The 14,769-nt window shown below is 35.4% G+C and carries 12 protein-coding genes; 4 read left to right on the forward strand and 8 right to left on the reverse strand.

Annotated features, from left to right (window positions below):
- Positions 1–125: 125 nt before the first annotated feature.
- Positions 126–1,535: an aspartate ammonia-lyase gene (aspA, locus tag J7574_RS13345; RefSeq protein ID WP_290969085.1), complete on the reverse strand. Its 1,410-nt coding sequence runs from the start codon at positions 1,533–1,535 to the stop codon at positions 126–128.
- A gap of 156 nt (positions 1,536–1,691) precedes the next feature.
- Here aspA and J7574_RS13350 point away from each other — a divergent pair, with 156 nt between their 5' ends.
- Positions 1,692–2,270: a pentapeptide repeat-containing protein gene (locus tag J7574_RS13350; RefSeq protein ID WP_290969088.1), complete on the forward strand. Its 579-nt coding sequence runs from the start codon at positions 1,692–1,694 to the stop codon at positions 2,268–2,270.
- Between the two features lie 152 nt (positions 2,271–2,422).
- On the opposite strand, the gene J7574_RS13355 is transcribed toward J7574_RS13350, so the two are convergent.
- The 4 genes from J7574_RS13355 to glyA all read right to left on the reverse strand — a co-directional run bounded on the left by J7574_RS13355 (position 2,423) and on the right by glyA (position 6,262).
- Positions 2,423–2,920 carry a GNAT family N-acetyltransferase gene (locus tag J7574_RS13355; RefSeq protein WP_290969091.1) on the reverse strand — a complete coding sequence of 166 codons (498 nt, stop codon included), beginning with the start codon at positions 2,918–2,920 and terminating at the stop codon, positions 2,423–2,425.
- Between the two features lies 1 nt (position 2,921).
- Complete coding sequence (locus J7574_RS13360; RefSeq protein WP_290969094.1) at positions 2,922–3,962, reverse strand: GMP reductase; 1,041 nt, start codon at positions 3,960–3,962, stop codon at positions 2,922–2,924.
- A gap of 280 nt (positions 3,963–4,242) precedes the next feature.
- Positions 4,243–4,836, reverse strand: coding sequence for a tRNA-(ms[2]io[6]A)-hydroxylase (locus J7574_RS13365; RefSeq protein WP_290969097.1), 594 nt, complete (start codon positions 4,834–4,836; stop codon positions 4,243–4,245).
- Between the two features lie 151 nt (positions 4,837–4,987).
- Complete coding sequence (gene glyA, locus J7574_RS13370) at positions 4,988–6,262, reverse strand: serine hydroxymethyltransferase (RefSeq protein ID WP_290969100.1); 1,275 nt, start codon at positions 6,260–6,262, stop codon at positions 4,988–4,990.
- Between the two features lie 110 nt (positions 6,263–6,372).
- On the opposite strand from glyA, the gene fahA reads away from it, so the two are divergent.
- A complete protein-coding gene (fahA, locus tag J7574_RS13375; protein WP_290971146.1) occupies positions 6,373–7,656 on the forward strand; it encodes a fumarylacetoacetase in 1,284 nt (427 codons plus the stop codon).
- A 177-nt stretch (positions 7,657–7,833) separates the two neighbouring features.
- Here fahA and J7574_RS13380 read toward each other — a convergent pair whose 3' ends face one another.
- On the reverse strand, positions 7,834–9,018 hold the full coding sequence (locus tag J7574_RS13380) for an endonuclease/exonuclease/phosphatase family protein (protein WP_290969103.1): 1,185 nt from the start codon (positions 9,016–9,018) through the stop codon (positions 7,834–7,836).
- Between the two features lie 214 nt (positions 9,019–9,232).
- Complete coding sequence (locus J7574_RS13385) at positions 9,233–10,273, reverse strand: agmatine/peptidylarginine deiminase (protein WP_290969106.1); 1,041 nt, start codon at positions 10,271–10,273, stop codon at positions 9,233–9,235.
- Between the two features lie 184 nt (positions 10,274–10,457).
- Here J7574_RS13385 and J7574_RS13390 point away from each other — a divergent pair, with 184 nt between their 5' ends.
- Positions 10,458–11,978: a choice-of-anchor I family protein gene (locus tag J7574_RS13390; RefSeq protein ID WP_290969108.1), complete on the forward strand. Its 1,521-nt coding sequence runs from the start codon at positions 10,458–10,460 to the stop codon at positions 11,976–11,978.
- A gap of 201 nt (positions 11,979–12,179) precedes the next feature.
- Positions 12,180–13,439, forward strand: a complete 1,260-nt coding sequence (locus J7574_RS13395) for an OmpA family protein (RefSeq protein ID WP_290969111.1) — start codon at positions 12,180–12,182, stop codon at positions 13,437–13,439.
- 375 nt (positions 13,440–13,814) lie between these two features.
- Here J7574_RS13395 and J7574_RS13400 read toward each other — a convergent pair whose 3' ends face one another.
- Positions 13,815–14,705 carry a carbon-nitrogen hydrolase gene (locus J7574_RS13400; protein WP_290969115.1) on the reverse strand — a complete coding sequence of 297 codons (891 nt, stop codon included), beginning with the start codon at positions 14,703–14,705 and terminating at the stop codon, positions 13,815–13,817.
- Between the last annotated feature and the right edge of the window lie 64 nt (positions 14,706–14,769).

The following is a 14,769-nucleotide window of genomic DNA, read 5'->3' on the forward strand; positions in this document are numbered from 1 at the left end:
ATCTCATTGTAAATATAAGTCTTATTTTCAACATCTTAAACACCAAAACCAAATAATTTTAAAATATTTTAACAAAAAAAACCGTCAAAAAAAATCTGACGGCTTTGGACTATATTATTTAAAAATTATTTCGTGATAAACTTCGGATGAATCAGGTTTTCTAAAGAATAAATTTCATCCCATTTTTCCTGTGTGATGAGCTTTCGTTCTAAAACAGCAATCTGATGCACGCTTTTGTTTGTTTTTAACGCTTCTCCAGCAACACTTGCGCTTTCTTCGTAACCAATAATCGGGTTCAATTGCGTCACGATTCCGATACTATTCATCACCATATTATAGCAATGGTCAACGTTTGCTGTGATTCCGTTAATGCATTTATCAATTAAGGTCTGAATGGCATTTGAAAGATAATCTAACGAAGTAAACATCGCAAAAGCAATAACGGGTTCCATTACATTCAATTGCAATTGTCCCGCTTCTGCAGCCATTGTAACCGTCAAATCCTGACCGATTACATAAAAACAAGTCTGATTTACCACTTCTGGAATCACCGGATTTACTTTTCCTGGCATAATAGAAGATCCCGGCTGACGCGGAGGCAGATTGATTTCGTTTAAACCTGTTCTTGGTCCTGAACTCAATAAACGTAAATCGTTGCAGATTTTAGAAATTTTAACCGCAGAACGTTTTAAAGTTCCCATAATCTGCACGTAAGCTCCTGTATCTACTGTTGCTTCAATTAAATCTGGCGAAAGCGTTAACGGAATTCCAACCTCATCTGCCAAGTATTTTACGCAGATTTCTGGATAACCTTCTGGAGCATTGACCTTTGTTCCAATTGCTGTTGCGCCCATATTGATTTCCAACAATAATTCCTGAGCATTTTTTAAACGCTGAATATCTTCGCCAATTGTAGTTGCATAAGCTCTAAACTCTTGCCCTAAAGTCATAGGAACAGCATCTTGCAACTGCGTTCTTCCCATTTTTAAAACATCTTTAAATTCTTCACCTTTTTTAGCAAAAGCAACTTCAAGACCTGCAAAAGTTTTAATAAAGCTTTCCATTTTTAAATACAAAGCAATTCTAAAAGCTGAAGGATAAGCATCGTTTGTAGACTGCGAACAGTTTACGTGATTATTTGGATGAAGAAAATTGTATTCTCCTTTTTTATGGCCTAAATATTCCAATCCGATATTGGCAATAACTTCGTTGGCGTTCATGTTTACAGAAGTCCCTGCCCCGCCCTGAATCAAATCGCTTACAAATTCCTGATCAAATTTACCTGCAATGACCTGATCGCTTCCGTAGCAAATCGCTTCTGCAATTTTAGCATCGATAGCGCCACAATCTTTATTTGCCAATGCCGCAGCTTTTTTCACATATCCTAAAGCCTTGATAAATAAAGGCTCTTTTGAAATTGGAATACCAGTAATATTAAAATTTTCTACCGCTCTAAAGGTTTGGATTCCGTAGTATAAATGATTTGGGATTTCTAATTCTCCTAGAAAATCATGTTCTTTTCTTGTTGATTCCATATTGTGAAATTGATAAATTTTAGCTTAAAAATTAAGTGTAAAGCTACAGTATTTTTATTCTAAAGTCGTTAATAATTTCAAAATGATTGCGATTTTCATCGAAAATTCTACAGCAAATTAGTACCTTTTCAACCTCAAATAATTAGCAAACAAGAGTTGAAAAAAGAAAGCGAATATTTTCTTGATAAAGAATACAATACAATTATTTACGCCAAAGATGATCTTAATTTTAAGGACTTCGAATGTTGCGTTTTTAATAATTGCAATTTCTCTGCTTGCACTTTTCTTGCCGTTACTTTTATCGATTGCGTTTTTAATGATTGTATTTTTACCGAAGCAAAAATCAATTATGTCGCCTTTAGAACTGCGAAATTTAACCGATGCGAAATTAAAGATGTGAACTTCGCGATGTGCGACAAATTGATATTTGAAATCGAATTTAACGACTGCATTTTAGACTTTTCGAAATTTTATACGCTAAAATTAAAAGGAACGTTTTTTACCAACTGCAGTTTAATCGCTGTCGATTTTATGGCAGCAGATTTGACTAACGCCGTTTTCTACAATTGCGATTTATACCGTGCTGAATTCAACAAAGCCATCGCCAATAAAGCCGATTTTAAAACGAGTTACAATTATACCATCGATCCATCAAAAACAAAATTAAAGAAAGCTGTTTTTTCTTTGAATGAAGTGAAAGGATTGCTGTTTACGCATGATGTGATTGTAACATAATTTCTAATAAATAGAACGCGGATGAAACGGATTCGCTATCGCGAAGACACTGATTTAAGCGGATTTTACATTTTATGAAAATCAGTTTTTATCAGCGTTTTTGCAAAGCAAATCCGTTTCATCCGCGTTCAATATCATTCGTGCTTTTTAAATTAAATCTCCTTCCACATCACATAATCTTCCATCAAATAACCATTTCCAATTTCTATATCAACCGTTTCTTTAATTTCGAAACCCAGTTTTTTATAGAAATTCAAAGCGGTATTAAAACGGTTTACGTTTAACAAGAGGTTTTTGGAGTTGTTTTCTAAAGCCATTTTACCAATTTCATCAAAAACAATTTTACCAAAACCTTTTCCTTGCGTTTCTGGCAGAAGGTAAATTTTATGAATTTTAGTAATTGCTTCGTTTTTGTAATTGTGTTCAATTCCGATAAAACCAATTATAGAATCAGTATCTGAAATTAAATAAAACAACTGCTCTTTATTCTGAATTTGTTTTGAAAGCGCTTCATCAGAATATATCATATCCAACATATATTCTAATTGTTCTGCAGTTAGAATTTCGCCATACGTTATGGGCCAAGTTATATGTGCAATCTCTTGAATTTTGGCAATATCATTAATTGACGCTTCTGTAATTTGAATCATATTATTTTTTAAAAACTTGATTTTCCTGTTCGCTTACGCGGATGAAAGTGGTTCGTTTAGTTAACTCTTTTAATCTTGAAGCTCCGACGTAAGTGCAAGTGCTTCTTATTCCGCCTAAAATATCCAAAACGGTATGGATAGCATCTCCTTTAAACGGAACTTGAACTGTTTTTCCTTCACTAGCTCTGTATTCTGCAACGCCGCCAGCATGTTTGTCCATTGCGGTTTTCGAACTCATTCCGTAAAATTGTTTGAATTTCTCTCCATTTACTTCTATTAGTTCTCCCCCGCTTTCCGTATGCCCTGCCAGCATTCCGCCAAGCATTACAAAATCGGCTGCAGCACCAAAAGCTTTGGCAACATCACCTGGAGTTGTACAACCGCCGTCGCTTATAATGTGTCCGCCTAGTCCGTGGGCAGCATCAGCACATTCAATGATAGCTGAAAGTTGCGGATAACCAACGCCTGTCTTTACACGAGTGGTGCAAACAGAACCTGGGCCAATTCCGACTTTTACAATATCTGCGCCAGCAAGCAACAGTTCTTCTGTCATTTCTCCTGTAACGACGTTTCCTGCAATGATGATTTTATCTGGATATTGTTGACGGGTTTTCTTCAAAAACTGAACAAAATGTTCCGAGTAGCCGTTTGCCACATCAATGCAAATAAATTTCAGTAACGGATTTGCAGTAATTATTTTCTCAATCTTCTCAAAATCTTCTTTTCCTGTTCCAGTGCTAACTGCAATGTAATCGTAAATATCAGGAGCTGCATTTTTTAGAAACGAATTCCACTCTTCTAAAGTGTAATGTTTATGAATGGCCGTGAAAAGCTTTTCTTTTGCTAAAACCTTTGCCATTTCAAAAGTTCCGACAGTATCCATATTGGCCGCCATAATTGGAATTCCGGTCCAAGTTGAAGAACTGTGCAAAAATTTGAAATTTTGTTCTAAGGAAACTTCAGATCTGCTTTTAAGCGTTGATCTTTTAGGTCTAAACATTACGTCTTTAAATCCTAATTTCAGGTCCATTTCTATTCTCATAGTTCGAGATTTTGGTTACTCTCAAATGTAAGAATTTCTGATTTTAGATTTCAGATTATTAGATTAACAAAAACTTGAACTTTTGAACAATTACTCATTGTGACTAATTTGAAACTTCAAACTTAAAATTTGAACACTGATGGCACGGATTCGCTTTCGCGAAATCGCGGATAAAAACTGATTTTTTTATTTTGAAATTTCACAAAGATTCGCAAAAGTTTTCACGGAGGTTCACAAAGTTTTACTCAACGTTACAAACTTGAAACATGAAACAAAAAACTTACCCGTGAATTGTCTCTCCTTTTCCGTAATTGGTAATGATAGATTCTTCAAAGGCTAACCATTCTCTCCAGCGTTTTTCAACGTCGATTCCGATTCCGTATTTACGTGCGTACGTAATGAAAGTAGTGTAATGTCCGGCTTCGCTTTCCATTAATTCTCTGTAGAAAAGAGCTAATTCTTCATCTTTAATGTTTTCAGAAAGCACTTTAAAACGTTCGCAACTTCTAGCTTCGATCATTGCAGAAAAAAGAAGTCTTTCAACAAGTCCCGAAACACGACTTCCGTCTCCGCTTCTTTTCATGTATTGGTATAGTTCGTTTACGTAATCGTCTTTACGTTCGCGTCCTAGTTTTAATCCTCTTTTGATGATGATGTTGTGAACTTGCTCAAAATGATCGATTTCTTCTTTGGCTAAAGCCAATAAATCTTTTACTAGATCTTGATGCTCAGAATTATTTGTAATAATTGTAATTGCATTTGTTGCAGCTTTTTGCTCGCACCAAGCATGATCTGTTAAGATTTCTTCGATGTTTTTCTCAACAATATTTACCCATCTTGGGTCGGTTGGCAATTGTAATCTTAATACGCCCATAACTTAAATTTTGTTTGTTTTGTTTCAGGTTTATCTTGTTTCAAGTTATTCCTAAAGCTAAAAAAGTTTAAAGTCTTGTAATACGTTTGTTTCCGCATTACAAAACTTTAAACTTGAAACCTTAAACTTTAAACTTTAAACTTTAAACTAATTAATAAGCAAAAATTGGTCTTTCGCTCATCATTTCGTTTACTTGTTCAGCAACTTCTTCGATTACGTTTTCATCTGTATGGTTAGATAAAACTTTATCTATAAGCTCAACAATAGTTTCCATATCTTTTTCAACTAAACCACGAGTTGTGATTGCAGCTGTTCCAACACGAATTCCAGAAGTGATAAATGGAGATTTATCGTCAAAAGGAACCATGTTTTTGTTTACTGTAATTTCAGCTTTTACTAATGCATTTTCAGCTTCTTTACCCGAAATATTTTTATTTCTTAAGTCAATAAGCATCATGTGGTTATCTGTTCCGCCAGAGATAATGTTGTAACCTCTTTTTACGAAAGCATCAGCCATTGCATTTGCATTTTTTTGCAATTGCATTGCATAAGTAAAGAACTCATCTTTAAGCGCTTCACCAAAAGCAACCGCTTTAGCAGCGATAATATGCATTAAAGGTCCGCCTTGATTTCCTGGGAAAACAGCTAAATCTAATAATGAAGACATCATTCTGATTTCTCCTTTTGGAGTTGTTAATCCTTGTGGATTTGGGAAATCTTTCCCCATTAAAATAAGACCTCCACGTGGTCCTCTTAATGTTTTATGCGTTGTTGTAGAAACAATATGGCAGTGAGGAATTGGATCGTTTAATAATCCTTTTGCGATAAGACCAGCTGGGTGAGAAATGTCAGCAAATAAGATCGCTCCTACGCTGTCTGCAATTTGTCTGAAACGAGCAAAATCCATATCACGAGAATAAGCTGAAGCTCCTGCGATGATTAATTTTGGCTGTTCTTTAGTTGCAATTTCTTGAATTTTATCATAATCTAAACGGCCAGTTTCAGCATCTACACCGTAGAAAACTGGACGGTACAAACGTCCTGAGAAGTTTACTGGAGAACCGTGAGTTAAGTGACCACCATGAGATAAGTCAAAACCTAAGATAGTATCGCCAGGATTCAAACAAGCGTGATAAACAGCTGTATTTGCCTGAGAACCTGAGTGAGGCTGCACGTTTGCATATTCAGCGCCAAATAATTCTTTAGCTCTGTCAATCGCAATCTGCTCAATAACGTCAACTACTTCACAACCGCCGTAGTATCTTTTGCCAGGATAACCCTCTGCATATTTATTAGTTAAAACAGACCCTGCTGCTGCCATTACTTCATCACTTACAAAATTCTCTGAAGCAATAAGCTCTAATCCGTGAATTTGTCTTTCTTTCTCCTCTTGGATAAGATCAAAAATTTGTTCGTCGCGTTGCATTTTTTTGTTTTTCGTTAATTTCACGCAAAAATACAAAAAAACGTTTGTCAAACTGCTAGATTATGATATATTTGACATACAATTTTTCAACAAAACAATTAACATTAAACATGCCTATAACCGCTAACGATACCAGTAGAAAATCATGGTTAGAAGTACCAGAAAATAGCGACTTCCCTATTCAGAATATTCCTTTTGGCGTGTTTCTTACCAAAGAAAATGTCGTTACAGTAGGAACAAGAATTGGCGATTATGCCATAGATTTAGGGGCTTTACAGCAATTAAACTATTTTGAGGGAATAGAATTGACCGATGATATGTTTATGCAGGACACACTAAATGATTTTATTTCTGACGGAAAAAAAACATGGCGTTTGGTTCGAAATCGTATCGCAGAGATATTCGACGAAACTAACCCACAATTAAGAGATACAACAAAACATCGCGATATTGTTATATTTAAAATTGAAGATGTAGAGATGCAGCTTCCTGTTTTAATTGGTGATTATACAGATTTTTATTCTAGTAGAGAACATGCTACAAACGTAGGAAAAATGTTCCGTGACCCTGAAAATGCCTTGTTGCCAAACTGGCTTCATATTCCAGTTGGATATCACGGAAGAAGCTCTACAATTGTTCCTTCTGGAATTCCAGTTCATAGACCAATGGGACAAACTTTACCTGCCGGACACGACACGCCTGTTTTTGGCGCTTCGCGTTTAGTGGATTTTGAATTGGAAACAGCTTTTATTACAACAGACGTAAATGTAATGGGCGAAAATATTTCAACTTATGAAGCTGAAGATTATATTTTCGGGATGGTTTTACTAAATGACTGGAGTGCTCGTGACATTCAGAAATGGGAATACGTGCCTCTTGGACCATTCTTAGCTAAAAACTTTGCCACTTCAATTTCGCCTTGGATTGTAACTATGGATGCTCTAGAACCTTTTAGAACTAAAGGACCTAAACAAGATCCGTCGCCACTTCCTTATTTACAGACAAAAGGTAAAAAAGCTTTTGATATTCATTTAGAAGTTTCTTTAAAACCAGAAGATCAGGAAGAAACTGTGATCTCAAAATCTAACTTCAAATATATGTACTGGTCTATGGCTCAGCAATTAACACATCATACATCAAACGGATGTCGTGTAAATTCTGGCGATATGATGGGTTCTGGAACAATCTCTGGTCCAACACCTGATAGTTTTGGCTCTATGCTAGAGTTGACTTGGGGCGGAAAAAATCCGTTGAAGTTAAAAGATGGTAGCGAACGTAAATTTATTGAAGACAATGATACTGTAATCATTCGCGGTTTCTGTGAAAATGCCGAAGTAAGAATTGGATTTGGAGAAGTTTCAAGCCAATTGCTACCTCCTTTTACTAGACAGTGAAGAGAAGATAATATACATTAAAATAAAAAGCTTGTTAGAATAAAAACTAACAAGCTTTTTTTATTTAGAGATTGTCTATTTATTTCACGCAGATTTAAAAAGATTTAAGCTGATTTCGCTGATTATTTAAACATCACTAAAAAGGAATCTGTGTGAAAAATATACCGAAAGAGTCATTTACTCCAAAACCACTTTTACCCAAACCAAACGATGATCTGAACTTGATTCACGTTTTTCAACTAATTCAGACATTGGCTCCCCTTTTGCAGGCCAAAACACACCGCTGCTGACAGCCTTAAAACCAAGTCTGGATGGCAATACATAGTCAGCACGCATTCTCCAAAAGGCAGTATGATTAATTCCAAAAGGATTTTCAGGACTATATTCAGCACCGCCTTTACTAGCAGGCGTAAAATCGCTATTAATCTTCGGGCTTTCAATTAAAGACTTTATGCCTTCTCTAATCGCGTTTCCTTCAACTGGCGAAGCATTTTGATCTCCTAATATAACAAATTGAGAATTTTGAGGTAAACCACCTTTTACGCCTTTATCATCATAAATGTACGAAGCAGAATTGTCTGAAATGTAGTCTTTCCAGAATCGGATTTCATCATGATTTCTTTTTCCATTGCGATCTTCTTCACCGTCAAAAGTGGGAGGAGTTGGATGACTGACTAAAATATGAACTGTTTTGCTGCCAATCTGTACAGGAACATCCCAGTGGGATTTTGAAGACAACGGAAATTCCTTCCATGCTTTCTTGCTATACCAATCTGATCCATCGGCTTTTTTGGTAAGCAATGCTCCCGGCATATCTTTCCATTTAAAATGCTGAAAAGTACGAACCGCATTAACATCAATAGGATATTTAGACAAAAGCATCATCCCATATTGTCCGGGATACATGCCAAATCCCCATGCATCATTTCCAAAATTATCCAGTTTTCCGTCATTGTTCAAATCGTAAGGACTTGGCTGACCTGTATTTACTGTTGAATAATAAAAGTATGGATAATCTATGGCCGTTGCCCCGCCTTGACTCACATTTAAATAATTTTTAATAAAAGCCTTTACACCAAGTTCAGGATCTTTAATATAATCGAGTTCGTTTAATAGAATAACGTCTGGCCTAACCGTCTGAATAATCTGGGCAATATTTCTAATTTGAGTATTATTTCCTGAACTAAGTTGCTTAATCAATATCTGCTCTGATTTTCCCATTGCGCCTTTTGGAGAATAATTATCAGATTCCATACTTACATTGTAGGTTGCAAATGTAAGTTCACTTTTTTCTTGCGAATCAGACTGTGAAAAAAGAACTCCGGAAGAAAGCACGGAAAGGATAAAAAATATTTTCTTCATATAAAATTAAATCTGCATTTCTGCATTGTTGAACACACGAATATAAGGAGGTTCTAGGAACACGAGGTAAATCTGTCTGTTAAATATACAACAAAAAAAAGCTGCCAACAAAAGTGACAGCTCAGAGAATATTAAAAAATCTTTCTATATCAAATGATTACACCAAAGATTAAAAAGACTAAAGTGATTTTTTATAAATCTGTTTTTACTTTTTTTAAGCAGGAATCTGCTGACTTAAACAATGTAAAGTTCCAAAGCCCCAGATAAAATCGATACAGCTCATTCCGATTACTTCACGATCAGGGAAACATTCTGCTAAGATATTCAAAGCGACACGGTCATTGCTGTCATTGAAAGTTGGCACTAATACACAATTATTCAAAATCAAGAAATTAGCATAGCTCGCAGGCAAACGCAAATCTTCAAAATCAACACGTTTTGGCATTGGCAATGCTACAATTACAGGTGATTTTCCGTTTTCTAATTTTGCGTTTTGCAGACGTTTCAAATTGTCTTGCAAAGGCTTGTAGTTAGAATCGTTTTTATCTGTTTCTACAATCGTTACAATTGTATCTTCATTTACAAATCGGCACAAATCATCGATGTGACCGTGTGTGTCATCACCTTCAATTCCGTCTCCTAACCAGATTACGTTGGTTACTCCAAGATATTCTTTAAAAACCGCTTCGTAATCTTCTTTGGTAAAACCAGGATTTCTCACCTGAATTGTTGGGTGCATCAAACATTCTTCAGAAGTCAATAAAGTTCCTTTACCGTTTACATCAATTGCTCCGCCTTCTACAATTACTGGTTTTCCTTTATACATTACCTGAGTTAAGGGAACATCAATAAAATCAGCTACTTTACCCGGAACGAATTTATCTAATTGATAGTTTTTATATTTTGCCCAACCATTGAAATTGAAATTCAAAGCTTCTCTTTTAGAACCATTTTTTACAATAATTGGTCCAGAGTCACGCATCCAGCTTCTGTTGGTTTTATGAATAATATAAGATACATTTTTAAGGTTCACACGAGCTCTTTCAAGCATATCGGCTACTTTCTCTTTCAGTTTTTCATCGGCAACCACCAAAAAAACAGTTTCAAAAGTGGCAACTTTCTTTATAAACTCCACAAAAGCCCATTGAACAGCTTCATATTTTCCTGGCCAATCGTTGCCGTTATGCGGAAAACATAATACAATTCCTTGCTGTTTTTCCCATTCTGCTGGAAATCTTCTATTATTTGTTGACATAAAAAGGTTCTAATTTAGAAAGTGCAAAGATAAGCATTCGTTAGGATTTTAAAACATATGAGTAAAATTCGTATGCCATTTCACAAAAAATATCTTGTAAAAACTAAGTTAAAGATTAAATAATACATCCTTAATATTTAACAGACGCCTCAGAACTACTTTAGCAAAAACTAAAAACTAACACATGAAAAATTTATCAATCTCATTATTAGCAGTCCTTTTTGTTTTGGCTAGCTGTAACAATGATGAAAACTCTAACAGCACACCTGAAGTTGTTGCAAATGAAAATCCCGGAACTTTTAAAGAAATTAGTTCTATTACTATTGGCGGCGAAGGTGCAGCCGAAATTTCAGCTTACTGCGAAAAAACAAAAAGACTTTTTACAGTAAACAACAGCGGTGTCAATCAAATTGATGTTATTGACATTGCCGACCCAACAAAACCTATTAAAATTGGACAAATTAATTTGGCTACATACGAAGGTGCCGCAAACAGTGTTTCTGTTTTTGACGGAAAATTGGCTGTTGCTTTAGAATCTACCATAAATAAGCAAGGAAATGGCAAAGTAGTTGTTTTTAATACTGCAGACTATAGCTTAATCAAACAAGTCACAGTTGGGGCATTGCCAGATATGATTACTTTTTCTCCTGACGGAAAATTTATTATGACCGCTAATGAGGGCGAACCAAATACAGATTATTCGCAAGATCCTAACGGAACAGTTTCTATCATCGAAACTAGCTCTTATAATGTGACAACTTTAGATTTCAGCTCTTTTGCAGGTCAGGCTGAAGCGTTGAAAAAAGAGGGATTTAGAGTTTCTAAATTTGCTAAAACTAGCTTTGCCCAAGATATCGAACCAGAATACATTACTATTTCTGACGATTCTAAAACAGCTTGGGTAACTCTGCAAGAAAATAATGGCGTTGCAAAAGTGGATTTGACTTCTAAGACTATTACTGCCATTTACCCTTTAGGTTTAAAAGATTACAATACCGCTGAAAATGCAATTGATGTAAGCGATAGTGACAATAAAATTGCTTTTAATCCTTGGAAAGTAAAAGGTCTTTATATGCCAGACGCTATTAGCCATTTTACAGTAAACAACATTCCTTATTTTGTTACGGCTAACGAAGGTGATGCAAGAGAATACACTGCTTACACAGATGTGAAACGTATGAAAAACATGACTCTTGATGCAACGGTTTTTCCTGATGCCGCTACTTTAAAATTAGATGCTAATTTAGGACGATTAAATCTTGTTGCTGATATGGGAGATACTGACGGCGATGGAGATTTGGACGAAATGGTAAGTTTTGGAGGAAGATCATTCTCAATTTGGAACGGAAACACTGGAAAAATTGTTTTTGACAGCAAAAATGATGCTGACAAAAAGACTAATGAATTAGGAACTTATGACGATAAAAGAAGTGACGATAAAGGTTCTGAACCTGAAGCAGTGGTTGTAGCAAAAATAGGAACTCAAAGCATTTTATTTGTTGGTTTAGAAAGATCTGATGCTTTTATGGTTTATGATGTCTCAAATCCAACTTCTCCTCAATATTTGCAAACAGTAAAAACAGGAGATGCTCCAGAAGGAGTTTTATTTATTCCAGCTTCAAAAAGTCCAACAAAAAGAAGCTTATTAGTAGTAAGCAGCGAAGGAGATGGATCTGTTAAAATTTATCAACCAGATTTGAAATAATATTATTTTTTGTAAGAATAAAAAAGGGCAAAATGTGAATTTTGCCCTTTTTTTAAACTCTTATTATGCTAATTTTAACTGTTTTATATAATTAAAAGCCAAAATATGGGAATTATGTAAGAGCATATACAACACATTCTGAAAATCGACTTTTAATTTTGCTCATGAGTTTAAAATAAAAACAATTTAATTTTTGATATCATGAAAAAGAAATTAGTATCAGTATCATTATTACTGCTATCATTTGCTGCAGGCGCTCAAAATATGGCAACCACTTCTACCAAGCCTAGCGTAGACCAAGAATACAACAAATGGTCGATCGAACTTAATGGTGGTGTTAATAAACCAACCAGAACAATGACTCCAGGTTATACTACAGAATCTTTAAACTTTTTTCACGGAGATTTAGGTGTAAGATATATGTTTAGTCCAAAGTTTGGGGTAAAATTAGATGTTGGTTACGATCAATTTAAAGAGAAAAAAAACACTCCAGATTTTGACAGCCGCTATGTGAGAGCTAGTTTACAAGGGGTTATCAATGTTGGACGTGCTTTAAATTTTGAAACTTGGACAAATACAATTGGTCTTTTGGCACATGGTGGTTTTGGAGTTTCTCAAATTAGCACCGAAACAGGATTTGGAGGACAAGATTATATGGCACACGGAATTGCTGGTTTAACAGGACAAATCAGATTAAGCGACCGAGTAGCTCTAACAGGTGATCTTACCGGAATTGTGAACGGAAGACAAAACTGGAACTTCGACGGAATGGGAACTACATCAACAGGTGCTTTTGACGGTGTTTTATTAAACGCTTCTGTTGGTTTAACTTTCTACTTAGGCAAAAATCAAAAACATGCTGACTGGGTTGGCGAAGAAGATAGAATTAGCGAATTGGAAAAAAGAGTGGACTTAATCGAAACTGGTCTTATCGATTCAGACAAAGATGGAGTTGCTGATTTATACGATTTAGAACCAAATTCTATCGCAGGAGTTGCTGTTAACACAAAAGGACAATCTATTGATACTAATCAAAATGGTGTGCCAGATGAGTTAGAAAGCTATTTAGATAAAACTTACGAAAAGAAAGGCGCTGGAACAGCTACAAACAATACTGTTGAAGAATTAATCAATGGTGGTTATGTAAACGTTTATTTCGACTTCAATTCGTCTAAACCAACAAATGCTTCTTTATCAGGCGTAGATTTCTTGGTTAAATATTTGAAAAACAACCCTGGAAAATCAGCAGACATTATTGGATATGCTGACGAAATTGGAAATTCAGACTACAATGTTGAGTTATCAAGAAAAAGAGCTGAGGCTGTGAAAAAAGTAGCTGTAAATGCTGGAATTGATGCTTCAAGATTGAATGTAATTGCTAACGGAGAAGATACATCTGTTAACAAAAATTCTAAAGAAGCACGTCAAATCGTGAGAAGAGTTACTTTCCAAGTGAAGTAATTTATATATAAAAGTTAAAACAAGAAAAGGAGCTGTTTCAATATGAAACAGCTTTTTTTAGTTATAAAAAATGCGCTGAGGACTCCAGAGCAGCGGCAAATATCCTTACTTAATACATTTCGCTCCTCTGGAGCTCTTTATTGCCTATATGTATTCTTTTCTATAAATATTTCGCTTCTCTGAAGCGGCGGCATAACAAAAAACGCATATAGGCTCCATAGGAGCTAAATATCTATAGAATTTGAACAACACAAATGAAAAAAGCTCCAGCGGAGCGATATCCAAAATTTATATATTTCGCTTCTCTGAAGCGTAAAAAAAAGAGCTATCCTTTCAAGATAGCTCTTCTCTGTACTTATATAGATAAAAATCTAATTATTTATCGATTGCTCTTTTTGTAATATCTCCAAAAGCATCAATTCTTCTGTCTCTGAAAAATGGCCAGTTTTGACGAACATTTTCTTGCAAATCTAAATCAACCTCTGCAATTAAGATTTCTTCTTTATCGTGAGAAGCTTGAGCTAATATTTCTCCTTGCGGTCCAGCAATGAAAGAAGCTCCCCAGAATTGAATCCCTTCTGTTCCGTCGATGTATTTTTCTAAACCAATTCGGTTAGCTGCCGCTACAAAAACGCCATTTGCTACAGCGTGACCTTTCATAACGTTCATCCAAGCGCCATATTGGTTTTCTCCGTATTGTTCTTTTTCCTTAGGATGCCATCCAATTGCTGTTGGGTAAAACAAAACCTCTGCCCCTTTAAGAGCTGTAATACGAGCTGCTTCTGGATACCATTGATCCCAGCAGATTAAAGTTCCAACAGTTCCTTTTTTAGTTTCGATAGCTTGGAAGCCTAAATCACCTGGAGTGAAATAGAATTTCTCATAGAAATGCGGATCGTCTGGAATATGCATTTTACGGTATAAACCAGCCTCAGTTCCGTCTGTGTCAATAATGTAAGCACTGTTATGATAGATTCCTGCCATTCTTTTCTCAAAGAAAGGAACAATAATTACTACTCCTAATTCTTTTGCCAATTCGCTGAATGCAATAAATGAAGTGCTGTAAAGCGGTTCTGCTAATGCAAAATTCTCTACATCTTCACTTTGACAAAAATAATGACTGCTATATAATTCAGGCAGTAAGATCACTTCTGCACCTTGACTTGCAGCATCTCTTACCCTGCTAATACATTTTTTAAGATTGTTTTCAGCAACATCATTCAGGTTTAACTGAATAACCGATATTTTATACTTTCTTTTCGCCATGACATAAAATTTAGAGTGCAAAAGTAGTAATTTTTAAAGGAATGGCAAAGTGAGATAGTTAAGG

Origin of the sequence: Flavobacterium sp. (assembly GCF_017744675.1) — a bacterium.
Taxonomy (GTDB): domain Bacteria; phylum Bacteroidota; class Bacteroidia; order Flavobacteriales; family Flavobacteriaceae; genus Flavobacterium.

What these genes read in the sequence shown, in the direction of transcription:
- J7574_RS13365 (WP_290969097.1), bottom strand. Translation starts at nt 4,836, where the DNA reads ATGGGCGTATTAAGATTACAATTGCCAACCGACCCAAGATGGGTAAAT.
- J7574_RS13355 (WP_290969091.1), bottom strand. Translation starts at nt 2,920, where the DNA reads ATGATTCAAATTACAGAAGCGTCAATTAATGATATTGCCAAAATTCAA.
- glyA (WP_290969100.1), bottom strand. Translation starts at nt 6,262, where the DNA reads ATGCAACGCGACGAACAAATTTTTGATCTTATCCAAGAGGAGAAAGAA.
- J7574_RS13390 (WP_290969108.1), top strand. Translation starts at nt 10,458, where the DNA reads ATGAAAAATTTATCAATCTCATTATTAGCAGTCCTTTTTGTTTTGGCT.
- J7574_RS13400 (WP_290969115.1), bottom strand. Translation starts at nt 14,705, where the DNA reads ATGGCGAAAAGAAAGTATAAAATATCGGTTATTCAGTTAAACCTGAAT.
- J7574_RS13385 (WP_290969106.1), bottom strand. Translation starts at nt 10,273, where the DNA reads ATGTCAACAAATAATAGAAGATTTCCAGCAGAATGGGAAAAACAGCAA.
- J7574_RS13395 (WP_290969111.1), top strand. Translation starts at nt 12,180, where the DNA reads ATGAAAAAGAAATTAGTATCAGTATCATTATTACTGCTATCATTTGCT.
- J7574_RS13380 (WP_290969103.1), bottom strand. Translation starts at nt 9,018, where the DNA reads ATGAAGAAAATATTTTTTATCCTTTCCGTGCTTTCTTCCGGAGTTCTT.
- fahA (WP_290971146.1), top strand. Translation starts at nt 6,373, where the DNA reads ATGCCTATAACCGCTAACGATACCAGTAGAAAATCATGGTTAGAAGTA.
- aspA (WP_290969085.1), bottom strand. Translation starts at nt 1,535, where the DNA reads ATGGAATCAACAAGAAAAGAACATGATTTTCTAGGAGAATTAGAAATC.
- J7574_RS13360 (WP_290969094.1), bottom strand. Translation starts at nt 3,962, where the DNA reads ATGAGAATAGAAATGGACCTGAAATTAGGATTTAAAGACGTAATGTTT.